The sequence below is a fragment of the Anaerobacillus sp. ABA4_114 genome (assembly GCF_056159065.1).
The window spans coordinates 96,334-113,876 of record NZ_JBSWUM010000001.1; the positions used below are offsets into that span (position 1 = coordinate 96,334).

Consider the following 17,543-nt stretch of genomic DNA (forward strand, 5'->3'; position numbering starts at 1 on the left):
TCATGCAAGTTTGGCAACCAATGTTGCCTCGTAATTCTCCATAGAAAGGAGGTGATCCAGCCGCACCTTCCGATACGGCTACCTTGTTACGACTTCACCCCAATCATTTGTCCCACCTTCGGCGGCTGGCTCCAAAAGGTTACCTCACCGACTTCGGGTGTTACAAACTCTCGTGGTGTGACGGGCGGTGTGTACAAGGCCCGGGAACGTATTCACCGCGGCATGCTGATCCGCGATTACTAGCAATTCCGGCTTCATGCAGGCGAGTTGCAGCCTGCAATCCGAACTGAGAACGGCTTTATGGGATTCGCTTCACCTCGCGGTGTCGCTGCCCTTTGTACCGTCCATTGTAGCACGTGTGTAGCCCAGGTCATAAGGGGCATGATGATTTGACGTCGTCCCCACCTTCCTCCGGTTTGTCACCGGCAGTCACCTTAGAGTGCCCAACTGAATGCTGGCAACTAAGATCAAGGGTTGCGCTCGTTGCGGGACTTAACCCAACATCTCACGACACGAGCTGACGACAACCATGCACCACCTGTCACTCTGTCCCCCGAAGGGGAACGTCCTATCTCTAGGAGTGGCAGAGGATGTCAAGACCTGGTAAGGTTCTTCGCGTTGCTTCGAATTAAACCACATGCTCCACTGCTTGTGCGGGCCCCCGTCAATTCCTTTGAGTTTCAACCTTGCGGTCGTACTCCCCAGGCGGAGTGCTTAATGTGTTAACTTCAGCACTGAGGGTGGAACCCCCCAACACCTAGCACTCATCGTTTACGGCGTGGACTACCAGGGTATCTAATCCTGTTTGCTCCCCACGCTTTCGCGCCTCAGCGTCAGTTACAGACCAGAGAGCCGCCTTCGCCACTGGTGTTCCTCCACATATCTACGCATTTCACCGCTACACGTGGAATTCCACTCTCCTCTTCTGCACTCAAGTCCCCCAGTTTCCAATGGCCCTCCACGGTTGAGCCGTGGGCTTTCACATCAGACTTAAGAGACCGCCTGCGCGCGCTTTACGCCCAATAATTCCGGACAACGCTTGCCACCTACGTATTACCGCGGCTGCTGGCACGTAGTTAGCCGTGGCTTTCTGGTTAGGTACCGTCAAGGTACCGCCCTATTCGAACGGTACTTGTTCTTCCCTAACAACAGAGCTTTACGACCCGAAGGCCTTCGTCACTCACGCGGCGTTGCTCCGTCAGACTTTCGTCCATTGCGGAAGATTCCCTACTGCTGCCTCCCGTAGGAGTCTGGGCCGTGTCTCAGTCCCAGTGTGGCCGATCACCCTCTCAGGTCGGCTACGCATCGTGGCCTTGGTAAGCCGTTACCTTACCAACTAGCTAATGCGCCGCGGGCCCATCCTACAGTGTTAGCCAAAGGCCAACTTTCAACGTTGCATCATGCGATGCTATGTATTACCCGGTATTAGCTCCGGTTTCCCGGAGTTATCCCAGTCTGTAGGGCAGGTTGCCCACGTGTTACTCACCCGTCCGCCGCTGAGAAATGGGAGCAAGCTCCCATTTCTCCGCTCGACTTGCATGTATTAGGCACGCCGCCAGCGTTCGTCCTGAGCCAGGATCAAACTCTCCGATAGAAAAGTTCAATCTAGCTTAAAAACAATGTTGTTTCCGTAGAAACAATTTCTTGCATGGCGTTTCGTTCAGTTTTCAAAGATCGATTTGTTTCTTTCGTTTGCGCCGTGTTTATCGGCGACTTAAATAATATATCATGGTAAGCATGATCCCGTCAATAACTTTCGTTAAGTTTTTTTAATTCATTTTGAAAGGTTTGAAATGGGCCTCTCAAAGCGACGGAATTACATCTTACCATGCGTGTTGATCTGACGCAAGGGGTTAAAACAAAAAAATAAGAAGAAGGTTTCCCCTCTTCTTATCTATTCGTTACGCTTCGCTATCGTCGGAAGAATCATCGTTCTCTTCAATAGCTGTAGGAGCATCTTCTTCATTTACTTCTTCTATCGTTTCAACGACAGAATCAGACTCTAACGATTCTTCTAGATCTTCGCCTTCAATACCCTCTTCATTGATTTCAACCTTAGCAACTGTCGCAACAGAGTCGCCTTCAGATACGCGAATCAGTTTTACACCCTGCGTATTACGGCCAGTCTGAGAAATATCTTTAACGTCGATCCTAATCACGACTCCGCTCTCTGTGATGATCATACATTCCTCATCAAGCGTTACGGTTTTTAATGATGTTAGAACACCGTTTCGGTCTGTAAGGTTGCACGTCTTAATTCCTTTACCGCCTCTAGTTTGAACACGGTATTCTTCTATCGGAGTTCGTTTTCCATATCCTTTGTCAGTTACGATTAGGACATCCTGGTCTTCATCTAGCGTCCCTACTCCAACGACTTTATCGTCTTCTTGGAGTGTGATCCCTTTTACGCCAGTTGCAGTTCGTCCCATCGATCGAACATCGGTCTCATGGAAACGGATCGCCATCCCCTGTTTTGTTCCGATGATAAGCTCTTTTGAACCATTTGTTAGACGGACGCCCATCAACTCATCGTCTTCTTTGAAGTTGATTGCGATCAAGCCGCCTTTACGAATGTTTCCAAACGCTGATAAAGGAGAACGTTTTACAACACCTTGCTTCGTAACAAAGAAGACGTACCAATCATCAACGAATTCTTCGACAGGGATGATTGCCGTAATGTACTCATCCTTTTCAATTTGAAGCAAGTTAATAATAGGGATTCCTTTAGCTGTTCTACTGAGCTCTGGAACTTCATAACCTTTCAGCCTGTACACTTTCCCTTTATTCGTAAAGAAGAGAATCGTGTTATGGGTCAACGTGGTGAAAAGGTGCTCAACGAAATCACCATCATTCGTGCCCATCCCCTGTACGCCTCGACCGCCGCGCTTTTGACTACGGTACGTGTCGATCGGAAGACGTTTAATGTAACCGTTGTGAGTTAGCGTAATAACGATATTTTGTTTCGGAATAAGGTCTTCATCTTCAATCATATCAAATCCAACCGTAATTTCTGTACGGCGAGGATCTGCGAATTTCTCTTTTACTTCCAAGAGCTCTTCACGGATGATTTCTAGAACCTTCTCATTGTCAGCAAGGATTGCTTTTAGTTCAGCAATTCTCGCCATCAACTCTTTATATTCATTCTCGATCTTATCTCGCTCTAGTCCTGTTAGACGCTGTAGACGCATATCTAGGATAGCCTGAGCTTGATCGTGACTGAGTGAGAACTTCGTCATCAATCCTTCTCTTGCAATATCTGTTGTTTCAGAAGCTCTAATGAGTGCGATAACTTCATCTAGATGATCAAGAGCGATCCGTAATCCTTCGAGAATATGAGCTCTTGCCTCAGCTTTATTCAGTTCAAACTGAGTTCTTCTTCTAATTACAACCTTTTGATGTTCCAGATAGTGCTCGAGACATTCTTTTAGAGTCAATACTTTTGGCTGGCCATCTACTAGGGCGAGTGTGTTGATGCCGAAGCTAGTTTGCAGTGCCGTTTGTTTATATAAGTTGTTTAATAGAACGTTCGCATTGGTGTCTTTACGTACTTCGATCACGACTCGCATACCGTTACGGTCAGATTCATCTCGTAGATCAGTGATTCCCTCTATCTTCTTGTCACGTACCAGTTCAGCGATTTTCTCAACTAAGCGAGCTTTGTTCACTTGATAAGGGAGCTCATTTACGATGATGCTCTTCTTACCACTTGCGTTTTCTTCAATCTCAGCTTTCGCACGCTGAATGATAGAGCCTCTTCCGGTAGTGTATGCTTTACGGATTCCTTCACGACCTAATATTTCCGCTGCAGTTGGAAAGTCTGGTCCTGGGATAAATTCCATAAGTTCAGGAATCGTCATCTCTGGATTTTTACTGAGTTCGAGAATGCCATCCACCACTTCACCTAAGTTATGCGGTGGGATATTTGTTGCCATACCGACAGCGATACCTGATGCACCGTTCACAAGAAGGTTCGGAAATCTCGCAGGAAGAACGATGGGTTCTTTTTCAGAACCATCATAGTTATCTTGGTAATCGATCGTATCTTTATTGATGTCTCGTACCATTTCCATAGAGATCTTAGACATTCTAGCTTCTGTGTAACGCATTGCAGCTGCTGCATCTCCATCGATGGATCCGAAGTTACCATGTCCGTCTATCAACATGTTTCGATAGCTAAAGTCTTGCGCCATTCGAACCATCGTATCGTAAACGGCAGAGTCACCGTGCGGGTGGTACTTACCGATAACTTCACCTACGATACGTGCTGACTTCTTATACGCTTTATCAGATGTCATCCCAAGGTCGTTCATCGCATACAGGATACGACGGTGTACCGGTTTTAGACCATCACGTACATCAGGTAGAGCGCGGCTAACGATAACGCTCATCGCATAATCCATGAAGGAGGTGCGCATTTCCTGACTAATATTTATTTCTTTTACTCTCGATCTTTCCATATCAGACATACGGAAAACCTCCAATTGTACTCTTGTTCATCTTTTCTATTGCTCTTTTGTTAGAAACTTTGAAAACCATAATTTCATAGTTACAAGAAGAAAAAGGGGAGTGGATCCCCTTTACTTCTGTTACTTATACATCAAGGTTTTTAACGTAATGAGCATTATCTTGAATAAAGTTTCTTCTTGGTTCTACCTTGTCACCCATCAGCATGTTGAAGACTTCGTCTGCTTCGATCGCATCCTGCATATTCACTTGCAGTACCGTACGAGATTCTGGATCCATCGTTGTTTCCCAAAGTTGTGTAGGGTTCATCTCACCTAGACCTTTGTAACGCTGAATACCAGGCTTAGGGCTCTGTGGAATATCAGCTAAGATAGCGTCTCGTTCACGTTCATTGTATGCATACGTAATCTTCTTACCTTGCGTAATTTTGTAAAGTGGTGGCTGCGCGATATAGATATAGCCATTTTCGATCAGTGGACGCATGTAACGGTAAAGGAACGTTAGTAACAGTGTACGAATATGCGCTCCGTCAACGTCTGCATCCGTCATGATGATCACTTTATGATAACGAGCTTTTGAAAGATCAAAGTCTTCACCGATTCCAGTTCCTAGTGCAGTGATAATCGCACGAACTTCATTGTTAGACAAGATTTTATCTAGTCTCGCTTTTTCAACGTTAATGATTTTACCTCGCAGCGGTAAGATCGCTTGGAAGTGGCGGTCACGCCCCTGTTTTGCAGATCCTCCTGCAGAGTCACCCTCTACAACGTAAAGTTCAGAAATAGAAGCATCCTTCGACGAACAGTCCGCTAGCTTACCAGGTAACGAGCTGACTTCGAGTGCGCCTTTTCTTCTCGTGAGTTCACGAGCTTTCTTTGCAGCTGCACGGGCTCTAGAAGCCATCAATCCTTTTTCAACAATCTGCTTTCCGACAAGAGGGTTTTCGAATAGGAATGTAGAAAACTTTTCTGCGAAAACAGATTCAGTAATCGTTCTTGCTTCTGCGTTCCCAAGCTTTGTTTTCGTTTGCCCTTCGAACTGTGGATCCGGGTGTTTGATCGAGATGATCGCAGTCAAACCTTCACGTACGTCATCACCCGTCAAGTTAGGATCATTTTCTCTGAACAAACTGTTCTTTCGTGCGTAATCATTGATCACTCTCGTTAAAGCGGTCTTAAAACCGTATTCGTGCGTTCCGCCTTCGTGAGTGTTGATATTGTTTGCGAACGAATAAATGTTACTTGAGAAGCCATCGTTATACTGAACAGCTATCTCAACAGAAATACCCTCACGTTCACCTTCAACAAAGATCGGCTCTTCATGAAGCGCCTCACGTGTACGGTTCAAATGTTCTACGTAGGATTTAATTCCACCTTCGTAGTGGTATTCAAAGCGACGCACTTCTTCTGGTCGCTTATCCTGTGAATTGATCTGAATTCCACGGTTTAAGAATGCAAGTTCTCTTAAACGATGTGAAAGAATATCAAAATCGTATTCGATCGTTTCAGTGAAAATCTCCTCATCTGGGATGAAGTGAATCGTCGTTCCTGTTCTGTCACTCTCACCGACGACTTTTAAATCTTCATCAGGAATTCCTCTTGTATAGCTCTGGTAGTAGACCTTGCCATCCCGCTCTACAGTGATTTCAAGTTTTGAAGATAGTGCGTTTACAACTGATGCACCTACTCCGTGCAGTCCACCAGAAACTTTGTATCCGCCGCCGCCGAATTTACCGCCTGCATGCAGCACGGTCATGATGACTTCAACCGCAGGTCTGCCCATCTTCTCATGAATCCCAACTGGAATTCCTCGCCCGTTATCTTGGACCGTGATGCTGTTGTCTTTCTCTACACTTACAGTAATTTCCGAACAGTAGCCCGCAAGTGCTTCATCAATACTATTATCAACAATTTCCCAGACAAGATGATGCAGTCCGCGTCCACTGGTAGATCCGATGTACATACCAGGACGTTTTCGAACAGCCTCTAGCCCTTCGAGAACTTGAATCTGGGTTTCATCGTATGTTTGTTTATTAGATTGCTGTTCTAATGTCATATCGATCACCTACATTTCTCTATCAAAGATAGACTCTGATCCAGTTTGTTAACTGGCTTTATGATGATTCTCCTCGAATCGTTGTTTCCACACTGTCTGATACGGTGTATGCTCTTCTTTTTAACGTTAGTGAAGATAAGGGGGATAAAAACACCATATCCGTCGTAATGACGATTGATTTCGTTAAATCGCCACCTATGTCTTCTACAAGCTTATCCTTTGAATGCCTATGAAGGAATTCAGTCGTAATTTCAGCTTCCTCCATTGCGTGCCAATCGAAAATCCCAACAACATCTCTAGATTGCACGACGACATCTTCGCCTAAGTGTATAAACACCTCTTCACCTCATTTCACTTTATCGATCAGCCCGTCATGTACATGAAAGGTCGTTGCTTTCTCTAGCGTTTCATGGTTGATTCCTTCTACACTAGTCGTTGTAACAAACGTCTGTACCTTACCTTGAATTGTATTTAAAAGATGAGACTGCCTGTAATCGTCTAATTCTGACAGGACATCATCTAAAAGAAGCAAAGGGTATTCACCAACTTCACTATGGATCAATTCAATTTCGGCGAGCTTAAGCGATAAAGCAGTTGTTCGCTGCTGCCCCTGTGAGCCATAGGTCTGAACGTCTTTCCCATTGACAAAAAACGACAAATCATCCCTATGCGGACCTACGAGCGTGACACCGCGATCCACTTCTCTTTCTTTTATCTTATCAAACTTTTCTTTATATCCATCTACTATTTTCGACAAATCAGCAGGTTCTGATACCTCAATAGTAGGATTATACTTGATTTCTAACTTTTCTAGCCCTCTACTGATTCCATAGTGAATGGGTTCTGCCCATTTTTGGAGGAGTCGAACGAATTTAACTCTTCGTTCATAAATATTCGCAGCTGATTCGATTAATTGATCGGTAAGAATCTCCAACATCACGTAATCTGGATTTTTTTGATAGCGAAGATCTTTCAACAGGCTGTTTCTCTGTTGAAGTAATTTAAGGTACCGACCAAGGTAATAAAGGTAGACAGGTTGTACCTGACCAAGCTCAATATCAATGAAACGCCGACGAACACCTGGATTTCCTTTTACAAGGTTTAAATCTTCAGGTGCAAACATAACCACATTTAATGCGCCTATATAGTTACTAAGCTTTTGCTGTTCCAATTGATTTAGTTTCGCTTTTTTACCTTTATGGGAAATGACCAGCTGGAGGGATAGGGGACCGTTTCTTTTTTCTATTCTACCTTCTATTTTAGCATACTCCTCATCCCAATTGATTAATTCTTTATCTCTTGGTGTTCGATGAGACCGTGCCATCGCGAGTACATAAATTGCTTCCATGATGTTTGTTTTTCCTTGAGCATTCTCTCCCAGAAAAACATTTACATTATTCTCAAATGCAAGCTCTTGCTTACCGTAGTTACGGTAGTTCGTAACTGTTAACGTGTTTAGATGCAACGGGATACCCCCATTCAGCTAGTTACAACAAACTCTCCTACTCCAGGAATCATAACTTTGTCTTGATCATAGAGTTTTTTACCTCGACGATCTTCTAATTCTCCGTTCACATATACTTCATACTCTGATAAAAACCATTTGGCCATACCACCAGTATCGATAACCCCGGTTTCTTGAAGAAGTTGTCCGAGAGTAATATGTTCTTTAAGTAATTTTACTTGTTCCATACCATTCACCTCAATTGTCCTTTTGAATATCTTTTTCATATTCAGTTTCAAGGATGCCAATAGTTTATTATACCTCTTTTTCACTAAAAACGCATGAGAAAAAGGCGAAAAAATTATTAAGACTACAAAAAAAAGCTGCCAGGATCACGTCCTTGGCAGCTTGTTGATAGCTGTATTTAAAAGATCAATACGTTCTCACCGGGAGAATCAGCTGCATGATTGCTGCGCCTTCGATCGGTTTGATCAAGAAAGGACGCATCGCTCCAGTGAAGCTGATGTTTACTTCGTTAGAGTCCATCGCTCTTAAAGCATCCATCATGTATTTCGCACTAAATGAAATCTTTAATTCTTCACCGTCATATGAGTGAGCTTGTACTTGCTCGATAACTTTACCGATTTCAGGTGAGTTAGATGAAATTTCAAGCGATGACTCTTCAAGACTCGCAAGTTTCACGACGTTATTTCGACCTTCTCGAGCTAACACAGACGCACGGTCGATCGCTTGAAGTAGTTCTTTCGCTGAAACCGTTACGTTTGTTTTACTATCGTTCGGAATCAAGCGGCTTGTATCTGGATAGTTACCGTCTAGAAGTCTTGAGAAGAACAATAGGTTGTTCGCTTTAAAGAGAATTTGGTTTTCAGCCACAGTGATGTCGACTAAATCTTCGTTGTCATCGATGATTTTTGAAAGCTCACTTAAACTTTTACCAGGAATTACAACGTTAGAAAACGCAACTTCACTGCTATTCGGTTCAACTTTAACAGATCGTAGAGCAAGTCTATGACTATCTGTTGCAGTACAGTTCAACTCGTCGTTTTCTAGCTCCCAGTTTACACCTGTTAACACCGGTCTAGTTTCAGATGTAGAAACAGCGAATACGGTTTGTCTAATAATATTCTTTAGTAGATCAGCTTGAATTTGAAACCCTTCTTGAGCTTCCACTTCTGGTAAACGCGGATATTCTTCCGGATCCAATCCATTCAGGTTAAATTCAGAAGAGCCAGAGCGAATTCTAGTCGTTAAACTATCGAACACTTCTATCTCTACTTGATCACCTGGTAGTTTCTTTACAATATCAGAGAAAAATCTTGCTTGAAGTACGATACTTCCCATCTTTGAGACTTCTACGATTTGTTTATCATTCTCTTCTGACGGTATAAAGCATTCGATTGAAATATCGGAGTCGCTTCCCGTTAATGTTACCCCTTCATCACTAGCAACAATTTTTATCCCTGTAAGAATAGGAATAGTCGTTCTTGAAGATACGGCTTTCATTACATCTGATACGTTCGATACAAGATGCTCTCTTTCAATCGTAAAACGCATAATTTACCTCCTAAATAAATGAACGTCATTCATATAATTATTATTTAAAAATGTCGTAGTCTTACTAGTAGGGGCTGTGAATGTGTGGATAAGTATACACAACCCCTTGATACGAAAGTTATCCACCTGTGGATAGTGTGTTAGTAACTCGTGCATTCTGTGCACACACTATTCAGTGGTATCCACAAAACGTAGATTATCCGTTCTTTAGCTGCTCAATAACATCTTGTAGTTTTTTCTGAAGTTCTTGGTCGGAATCGAGTAGCTTTGAAATCTTCTCGTGAGCATGGATAACAGTAGTGTGATCTCTCCCACCAAACTCTTCACCAATTTTCGGAAGTGAGAAATCAGTGAGCTCTCTAGAGAGATACATCGCTATTTGACGAGGAAATGCGACTGATTTTGTTCTCTTTTTTGCAGCAAAATCCTCAAGCTTAACAGAAAAATGCTCCCCAATAACCGTCTGGATATCATGGATGGTGATGACTTTTGGCTGAGAAGAAGGAATGATGTTCTTCAATGCTTCCGCTGCAAGGTCTGCATTCATGTCCTGGTTGATCAGAGACGAATAAGCGACGACTCGAATCAATGCCCCTTCAAGCTCACGAATATTCGTATCAATTTGATTTGCGATATAGAGCATCACTTCATTAGGAATATCTAGTCCTTCAGCCTTCGCCTTTTTCCTCAAGATCGCAATTCGTGTTTCTAAATCAGGAGGCGTGATATCTGTGATCAATCCCCATTCAAAGCGAGAACGAAGACGATCTTCCAGCGTAGGAATTTCTTTCGGAGGTCGGTCACTTGATATGACGATCTGTTTACTTTCCTCATGAAGAGCGTTAAACGTATGGAAGAATTCCTCTTGCGTTTGTTCTTTTCCAGCAAGGAACTGAATATCATCGATTAGCAGGACATCGACATTTCGATATTTATTGCGAAAATTCACCGTTTTGTTGTCTCGAATCGAGTTAATGAACTCATTCGTAAACTTTTCGGACGATAGGTAAACTACTTTGGCATTCGGATTGTGATCAATTACATAGTGGCCGATCGCGTGCATCAAGTGTGTTTTCCCTAGTCCTACGCCACCATATATAAACAGTGGATTGTATGCTTTTGCTGGGGCTTCCGCTACTGCAAGAGATGCTGCGTGTGCAAAACGGTTTCCAGAACCAATAACAAACGTATCGAATGTATATTTGGAATTAAGCATGCTTTGTGGGTTCTCTTCTTGAGCAGGCTTTGCTTTAGGTTTTTTCTTCATCGCTTGTTCAATATCTAGATCATCATCAGAGTTCGTCTGAGGAATGATGAATTTTGCCCTAAGTTCACTACCAGTCAATTCAAGGAGTGTTTCCGTAATCAGACTTGAATATCTAGATTCTAGCCAATCCCTTGCGAACTCGTTGGGTGCTGTAATGATAATGGTGTCGCCTTCCATTCTGTTGGCGGAAGTTGACTTTAACCACGTTTCGAAGCTCGGTTTACTTAGTTTTTTTTCGATTTCCGCTAGCGCTTGTTGCCAGAGATCCGTGATGTTTTCCAACGAAGTCCCTCCTTTTGTTTGCAAAATAAAAACAGGCTGTCACCGCTGGCGTTAATCGCCTAATCTACCAACGTACAACCTTTGTATAACTACATGAATATAAAGTAATAAATATACCGTCCACAAAAATAACGTAAGTCATATAATATAGAAGAAAGTCGAATTATCGACTGTGTTCACAGGTTTGTGGACAGGCTCATAAACAACTCTGAATAACTGTCCACACAATTATCCACAAGCTGTGGATTTAATTATTGGCTGATCGTCTTGTCAACGAGTTAAAACACAAATATCATAACAAAAGAATCCCTGTATTGCAATGCTTTTCGATAAGTTATCCACAGAGAGCATATCTTGTGGATTTGAGATGTCCACAGCGCTAGATTTTGTGTAGAAGCTGTCGATAACATGTGTGAATAAGTGAAAAATGTCGAAATGAGTTATCCACACGGTTTTGGTGGGGGAATTTGTAGAATGAATTTCGAGGAGGAACGTTCCTGGTGTTTTTCTAAATGTTGTAGTTGATCACGATTAAAATACTAAAGAGTTTTTAATAGAACTTGACATTTAGACGCTCCCTTTCTTATAATAACTTAGACTGTCTTTATAACAGTTTATCCTCAGGGAGGTGTAATAGAATGAAAAGAACGTTTCAACCAAACACACGTAAACGTAAAAAAGTTCACGGTTTTCGTGCGCGTATGAGCTCAGCTAACGGACGTAAAGTTCTTGCTCGTCGTCGCCGTAAAGGTAGAAAAGTATTGTCTGCATAGACCACTGATCATCAGTGGTCTTTTTTCAAGATAAGGTTTATAATGTGCTTATCCAAGCAACACTGGGAGTGTGCGGATTGAATAGCAACTACCGGATTAAGAAGAATTCAGAGTTCCAGAGTGTCTTTAAAAAAGGAAACTCTACTGCAAATAGACAATTTGTAGTTTATGTAATGAAAAGAAACGATCAACCTCATTTTCGATTAGGTCTCTCGGTAAGCAAACGGATAGGGAATGCAGTTACTAGAAATAGAGTGAAGCGACTCATTCGTGAATCTTTTCACCAGCTTTCAGATCAAATTGACGTTCCTTACGATTTTGTCGTAATCGCTCGAAAGCCTGCATCGGAAATGAATTTAGAAGAAGTGAAAAGCAGCTTGATTCACGTGTTGAAACGGGCACGTGTATATAAAGGTGCAAAGCGGAATGGAAAAGGAAGGGGTACAAGATGAAACGTCTGGCTATGTTGCTGATTCGTGGATACCAGAAGTTTGTTTCACCCTTGACTCCTCCATCATGTCGATTTTACCCGTCTTGTTCCCAATACAGCTTGGAATCTTATCAAAAGCATGGGTTTCTAAGAGGTACGTGGTATACGGTTAGGAGAATATCGAAATGCCATCCGTTTCATCCTGGAGGATTTGATCCAGTTCCAGATAAAAAGAATTAAGGCATTGCTTTACTTACATAAGGTATCGTCATTGTCGAGTTTGATTGCAAGGAGGATGAAGCGTGAGGAAAAAAGTAACCCTCGCATTTCTATTGATTGGTCTCGTTGCGGTACTGGCCGGATGTAATATCAACGATCCAATCGATGCAAACAGTACTGGATTTTGGAGCGAATATGTCGTATATCCATTATCGATGTTATTAACATTTTTCGCAGATGCAACAGGTAATGAGAACTATGGTCTTTCCATTATCATCGTTACGATTTTGATTCGACTCGTTTTGCTTCCATTAATGATCAAGCAAACAAAGAGCTCAAGGGCTATGCAGGATCTGCAGCCTCAGATGAAAGAACTGCGAGAGAAATACAGCAGTAAAGACCAGAAGACACAACAGCAGCTTCAGCAGGAAATGATGCAGCTCTTCCAGAAGAATGGCGTTAATCCTCTAGCGGGTTGTCTTCCGATTCTTGTTCAAATGCCAATACTACTTGGTTTTTATCATGCGATCATGAGGACAGAAGCTATTGCGACGCATAACTTTTTGTGGTTCAGCCTGGGAGATGCAGATATTACGCTTGCGTTACTAGCTGGTTTAACAACGTTTATTCAACAAAAGATCATGATGGGAAGCAGTGGGGCAGTACAGCCTCAAATGAAAATGCTACTCTACGTTATGCCGATCATGATTATCGTATTCGCAATCAATTTTCCTTCAGCTCTAGCGCTTTACTGGGTAGTGGGAAATATCTTTATGATTGTTCAAACTTACTTTATTATGAGACCTACCACCAAAACCGCTAGTACGGATACGGAGGGAGCGAAGAAGTGAGAAGCGTTACGGTAACGGGGAAATCAGTTGAAGATGCGCTGCAAGACGCGTTGAATCAACTCGAAACTGTAGAGGAACAAGTTGATATTGAAGTGATCGATGAGCCTAAAAAAGGTTTCTTAGGATTTGGAGGAAAACCAGCACGTATCAAGGTTGTCGAAAAGCCTGACGTGCTTGAGCAAACAAAAGCTTTCTTAGAAAAAGTAATTAGTAATATGGGAGTCGAAGCCAGAATAGAAGGAGTAAAGAAAGATCGCGATCTATTTTTTACTTTATCTGGTGAGAAAATTGCTATACTAATTGGGAAACGCGGCCAAACTCTTAACTCGCTGCAATATTTGACAAACCTCGCCGCGAACCGATTTTCAGATCGTTTTGTTAGAGTCGTTCTCGACGCAGAGAACTATCGGCAAAGACGAGAAGATACGCTGAAAAAGCTAGCAGATCGTCTCGCTGAAAAAGCGATCTATACGAAAAGGGAAGTGCAGTTAGAACCGATGCCGTCGCTTGAACGGAAGGTGATTCACCTTTATCTGAAAGATAAGAAGGGAATCACGACTCACTCTGATGGGAACGATCCGCATAGACGTGTGGTTATAGTTCCACGTAATAAGCAAATTTAAACCTTCGGGCTGTTGTCCGGAGGTTTTTTTATGTGGATCTCTTGAGTCGTTAGAAAACGTGAACATTAGGTGAAAAGCAGTCCTGTTCCAGTGCCTTATTATTTCTTTTTTTGCAAAAATGGGTTACACTAAAAGGTATTGTGGATTAATCTCTGTCATTTTTGAAAGAGTTATCCACTGTGGATAATTGGTTAAACTAATACTAGTCTTCATTCATATAAGAAATAGAGCAAATATAGCATTTTTATAGATAAGAGAGGTGAACGAAATGGAATACGAAACGATAGCAGCGATATCGACTCCGATGGGAGAAGGAGCGATTGCGATCGTACGGTTAAGTGGATCTGAAGCGGTAGACATAGCCGATAAGCTCTACAAGGGTTCAAAACCGCTAAGAGACGTAAATTCTCATACGATTCACTATGGGCATCTGATCGACCCGGACACAGACGAGGTAGCGGAAGAAGTAATGGTTTCTGTCATGAGGGGGCCTCGCACCTTTACGAGGGAAGATATCGTTGAAATCAACTGTCACGGTGGACTCGTATCAGTCAATCGCGTCCTTGAACTTGTTCTACGAAGCGGGGCAAGATTAGCTGAACCAGGTGAATTTACAAAACGAGCATTCTTGAACGGTAGAATCGATCTTTCTCAAGCAGAAGGTGTAATTGATCTCATTCGTGCCAAAACTGATAGAGCGATGAATGTTGCGTTGAACCAAATGGAAGGACGTCTTTCAACACTAATTTCAAAGCTTCGCCAGCAATTACTAGAAACAGTTGCGCATGTTGAAGTCAATATCGATTACCCTGAGTACGATGCAGAAGAGATGACGCAGGAGCTTTTAACAAATCAGTTAAAAGAAGTAGAAGAAGAGATCAGACGAATTCTCGTAACGGCCCGGCAAGGTAAAATTCTTAGAGAGGGCCTATCGACTGTCATCGTAGGAAGACCAAATGTAGGGAAGTCCTCTTTATTAAACAGTCTTGTTCATGAAAACAAAGCGATTGTTACGGATGTACCTGGTACAACCAGAGATGTGATCGAAGAGTATGTGAACGTAAGGGGCGTACCTTTAAGGCTCGTTGATACAGCAGGGATACGTGAAACGGAAGATCTTGTCGAACGAATAGGGGTAGAGCGATCACGCGAGCGTTTAAAGCAGGCAGACCTCATCCTACTCGTTTTAAATTATAACGATGAGCTTACTCACGAAGATGAACAGCTTTTCAAAGCAGTCGAGGGAATGGATGTTATCGTGATCGTTAACAAAACCGACTTGGAAGAAAAGCTTGATCTAGAGAAAGTAAAGCGGCTAGCTGATGAGCATCCGATTATTACAACTTCCCTAAAGAATGAACAAGGAGTGGATGAGCTCGAACAATCTATCTCTGAACTCTTCTTTGAAGGTGCTGTTGAATCACAGGATCTTACGTATGTATCAAACTCTAGACACATCGCTTTGTTAGAGCAATCAAGAAAAACACTAGCAGATGCGCTCGACGCCATCGAAGCAGGAATGCCTGTCGATATGGTTCAGATTGATATTACTCGTACATGGGAACTACTAGGAGAGATCATAGGTGATACGGTATCTGAGAGTTTGATCGACCAATTATTCTCGCAATTCTGTCTTGGGAAATAAGAATATAAAAGGAGGAATACGGCAATGGGTTACAAAGCCGATTCTTATGATGTTATCGTCGTCGGCGCAGGTCATGCCGGTGTAGAAGCAGGTCTAGCTTCAGCGAGAATGGGAGCAAAGACACTCATGCTCACACTGAACCTTGACTCTGTTGCATTCATGCCCTGCAACCCCAGTGTAGGGGGTCCTGCAAAGGGGATCGTTGTTAGGGAAATCGATGCATTAGGCGGCGAAATGGCACGAAATATTGATAAAACACACATTCAGATGAGAATGTTGAACACAGGTAAAGGGCCAGCTGTACGCGCACTGCGTGCTCAGGCTGATAAAGTTTTATACCAAAGCGAAATGAAAAAAACGCTTGAGGAACAAGAGAATTTAACATTACTGCAAGGCATGGTTGAAAAGCTGATCGTTGAAGACGGAGTATGTACTGGAGTTGAAACGAAGACGGGTGCGCAGTATGAAGCGAAGTCCGTGATTCTTACAACAGGTACGTTCCTTCGCGGTCGTATTATTCTTGGAGACCTTTCTTATGAGAGTGGTCCAAATAACATGCAGCCTTCAGTAAACCTCTCTTATCATCTACAAGAGCTTGGTTTTGAAATGGTTCGATTTAAGACAGGAACACCACCTCGTGTGAATAACAAGTCAATCGACTACAGCAAGACTGAGATTCAACCAGGTGATGAAAAGCCGCGTGCTTTTTCATATGAAACAACTGAGTATATTACTGACCAACTTCCGTGCTGGCTAACGTACACTGGAGAGGAAACGCATAAGCTTATCAACGATAACCTTCACCGTTCGCCTATGTACTCCGGCATGATCGAAGGTACAGGTCCGCGCTATTGTCCTTCGATCGAAGATAAAATCGTTCGATTCAATGATAAGCCTCGCCATCAGATCTTTTTAGAGCCTGAAGGACGTAATACGAAAGAGGTTTATGTTCAGGGACTATCAACGAGTCTACCTGAAGACTTGCAGCGTAAAATTTTGAAGACAGTACCTGGTCTTGAAAACGTTGAAATGATGCGTGCAGGCTATGCTATCGAGTATGATGCGATCGTACCTACACAGCTTTGGCCTTCATTAGAAACAAAAACAGTTAAGAACCTCTTCACTGCAGGTCAGCTTAATGGTACTTCAGGTTATGAAGAGGCTGCAGGGCAAGGGATCATGGCAGGAATTAACGCTGCGCGAAATGCACAGGATCGTGAAGCTGTCATTCTAGACCGTTCTGATGCGTATATAGGCGTCTTGATCGATGATCTCGTGACGAAGGGAACGAATGAACCGTATCGTTTGCTAACATCTCGTGCAGAATACAGACTGCTTCTGCGCCATGATAACGCTGATCTGAGACTTACCGATCTTGGCTATGAAATCGGAATGATCCCTCAAGAACGCTACGATCGTTTCATTGCGAAAAAGGAATTGATCGAAAAGGAAATTAAGCGTCTAGAATCTGTTGTGATCAAGCCAACTGATGAAGTGAATGACATTTTGCAGAAATACGGATCTGAGCTGAAAGAAGCCGCACACGCTGGTAACTTGATCAAGCGTCCTGAAGTTAACTATGAAGCGATCAAACAACTTACTCCAGCTGAGTACGACGTTCCAGAAGATGTTGCTGAGCAAGTGGAGATTCAAATTAAATACAAGGGCTATATTGCGAAAAGTCTACAGCAAGTTGAACGTATGAAGAAAATGGATGAGAAGAAGATTCCAAATGATATTGATTACTTTGCGATAAATGGACTTGCTAGTGAAGCAAAACAAAAGCTACATGAGGTCCGTCCTCTATCTATTGGCCAGGCTTCACGTGTATCGGGCGTTAATCCAGCAGATGTTTCTATTTTACTTGTGTATATTGAGCAGGGAAAAATAGCTAAGATTGCAAAATAATCGATAA

General features: G+C 42.8%; 14 protein-coding genes and 1 rRNA gene. 7 read left to right on the plus strand and 8 right to left on the minus strand.

Annotated elements, in window-relative coordinates:
* Positions 1–44: 44 nt before the first annotated feature.
* The 8 genes from ACXAEY_RS00455 to dnaA form a co-directional block, all read right to left on the minus strand.
* Positions 45–1,594, minus strand: a 16S ribosomal RNA gene (locus ACXAEY_RS00455).
* 307 nt (positions 1,595–1,901) lie between these two features.
* Positions 1,902–4,466, minus strand: coding sequence for a DNA gyrase subunit A (gene gyrA, locus ACXAEY_RS00460; protein WP_270183038.1), 2,565 nt, complete (start codon positions 4,464–4,466; stop codon positions 1,902–1,904).
* Positions 4,467–4,590: 124 nt separating this feature from the next.
* On the minus strand, positions 4,591–6,519 hold the full coding sequence (gene gyrB, locus ACXAEY_RS00465; protein ID WP_270183037.1) for a DNA topoisomerase (ATP-hydrolyzing) subunit B: 1,929 nt from the start codon (positions 6,517–6,519) through the stop codon (positions 4,591–4,593).
* Between the two features lie 58 nt (positions 6,520–6,577).
* On the minus strand, positions 6,578–6,856 hold the full coding sequence (gene remB / locus ACXAEY_RS00470; RefSeq protein ID WP_270183036.1) for an extracellular matrix regulator RemB: 279 nt from the start codon (positions 6,854–6,856) through the stop codon (positions 6,578–6,580).
* Between the two features lie 9 nt (positions 6,857–6,865).
* On the minus strand, positions 6,866–7,984 hold the full coding sequence (gene recF, locus ACXAEY_RS00475; RefSeq protein ID WP_270183035.1) for a DNA replication/repair protein RecF: 1,119 nt from the start codon (positions 7,982–7,984) through the stop codon (positions 6,866–6,868).
* A gap of 14 nt (positions 7,985–7,998) precedes the next feature.
* Positions 7,999–8,211 carry a S4 domain-containing protein YaaA gene (gene yaaA / locus ACXAEY_RS00480; RefSeq protein WP_270183034.1) on the minus strand — a complete coding sequence of 71 codons (213 nt, stop codon included), beginning with the start codon at positions 8,209–8,211 and terminating at the stop codon, positions 7,999–8,001.
* Between the two features lie 184 nt (positions 8,212–8,395).
* Positions 8,396–9,538: a DNA polymerase III subunit beta gene (dnaN, locus tag ACXAEY_RS00485; RefSeq protein ID WP_270183033.1), complete on the minus strand. Its 1,143-nt coding sequence runs from the start codon at positions 9,536–9,538 to the stop codon at positions 8,396–8,398.
* A 196-nt stretch (positions 9,539–9,734) separates the two neighbouring features.
* Positions 9,735–11,087 carry a chromosomal replication initiator protein DnaA gene (gene dnaA, locus ACXAEY_RS00490; RefSeq protein ID WP_270183032.1) on the minus strand — a complete coding sequence of 451 codons (1,353 nt, stop codon included), beginning with the start codon at positions 11,085–11,087 and terminating at the stop codon, positions 9,735–9,737.
* A 638-nt stretch (positions 11,088–11,725) separates the two neighbouring features.
* On the opposite strand from dnaA, the gene rpmH reads away from it, so the two are divergent.
* The 7 genes from rpmH to mnmG all read left to right on the plus strand — a co-directional run bounded on the left by rpmH (position 11,726) and on the right by mnmG (position 17,536).
* Complete coding sequence (rpmH, locus tag ACXAEY_RS00495) at positions 11,726–11,860, plus strand: 50S ribosomal protein L34 (RefSeq protein WP_048311109.1); 135 nt, start codon at positions 11,726–11,728, stop codon at positions 11,858–11,860.
* A 77-nt stretch (positions 11,861–11,937) separates the two neighbouring features.
* A complete protein-coding gene (gene rnpA / locus ACXAEY_RS00500) occupies positions 11,938–12,312 on the plus strand; it encodes a ribonuclease P protein component (protein ID WP_270183031.1) in 375 nt (124 codons plus the stop codon).
* Positions 12,309–12,530 (plus strand): membrane protein insertion efficiency factor YidD, encoded by a 222-nt coding sequence (gene yidD, locus ACXAEY_RS00505; RefSeq protein ID WP_270183030.1) that lies wholly within the window; start codon positions 12,309–12,311, stop codon positions 12,528–12,530. Before rnpA ends, yidD begins: the two co-directional genes overlap by 4 nt.
* A 62-nt stretch (positions 12,531–12,592) precedes the next feature.
* A complete protein-coding gene (spoIIIJ, locus tag ACXAEY_RS00510) occupies positions 12,593–13,360 on the plus strand; it encodes a YidC family membrane integrase SpoIIIJ (protein WP_270183029.1) in 768 nt (255 codons plus the stop codon).
* The gene (gene jag / locus ACXAEY_RS00515; RefSeq protein WP_270183028.1) at positions 13,357–13,983 is read left to right on the plus strand and encodes an RNA-binding cell elongation regulator Jag/EloR; all 627 of its coding nucleotides are present in this window, start codon (positions 13,357–13,359) and stop codon (positions 13,981–13,983) included. The genes spoIIIJ and jag overlap by 4 nt, the downstream gene beginning before the upstream one ends.
* Positions 13,984–14,251: 268 nt before the next feature.
* Positions 14,252–15,628, plus strand: coding sequence for a tRNA uridine-5-carboxymethylaminomethyl(34) synthesis GTPase MnmE (mnmE, locus tag ACXAEY_RS00520; RefSeq protein ID WP_474809751.1), 1,377 nt, complete (start codon positions 14,252–14,254; stop codon positions 15,626–15,628).
* A gap of 24 nt (positions 15,629–15,652) precedes the next feature.
* Positions 15,653–17,536: a tRNA uridine-5-carboxymethylaminomethyl(34) synthesis enzyme MnmG gene (mnmG, locus tag ACXAEY_RS00525; RefSeq protein WP_474809753.1), complete on the plus strand. Its 1,884-nt coding sequence runs from the start codon at positions 15,653–15,655 to the stop codon at positions 17,534–17,536.
* Positions 17,537–17,543 lie beyond the last annotated feature (7 nt).

Bases quoted from the DNA above. Each gene is read 5' to 3' on its own strand.
- gyrA (WP_270183038.1), bottom strand. From the start codon at position 4,466: ATGTCTGATATGGAAAGATCGAGAGTAAAAGAAATAAATATTAGTCAG.
- gyrB (WP_270183037.1), bottom strand. From the start codon at position 6,519: ATGACATTAGAACAGCAATCTAATAAACAAACATACGATGAAACCCAG.
- yaaA (WP_270183034.1), bottom strand. From the start codon at position 8,211: ATGGAACAAGTAAAATTACTTAAAGAACATATTACTCTCGGACAACTT.
- dnaN (WP_270183033.1), bottom strand. From the start codon at position 9,538: ATGCGTTTTACGATTGAAAGAGAGCATCTTGTATCGAACGTATCAGAT.
- rpmH (WP_048311109.1), top strand. From the start codon at position 11,726: ATGAAAAGAACGTTTCAACCAAACACACGTAAACGTAAAAAAGTTCAC.
- yidD (WP_270183030.1), top strand. From the start codon at position 12,309: ATGAAACGTCTGGCTATGTTGCTGATTCGTGGATACCAGAAGTTTGTT.
- mnmE (WP_474809751.1), top strand. From the start codon at position 14,252: ATGGAATACGAAACGATAGCAGCGATATCGACTCCGATGGGAGAAGGA.
- mnmG (WP_474809753.1), top strand. From the start codon at position 15,653: ATGGGTTACAAAGCCGATTCTTATGATGTTATCGTCGTCGGCGCAGGT.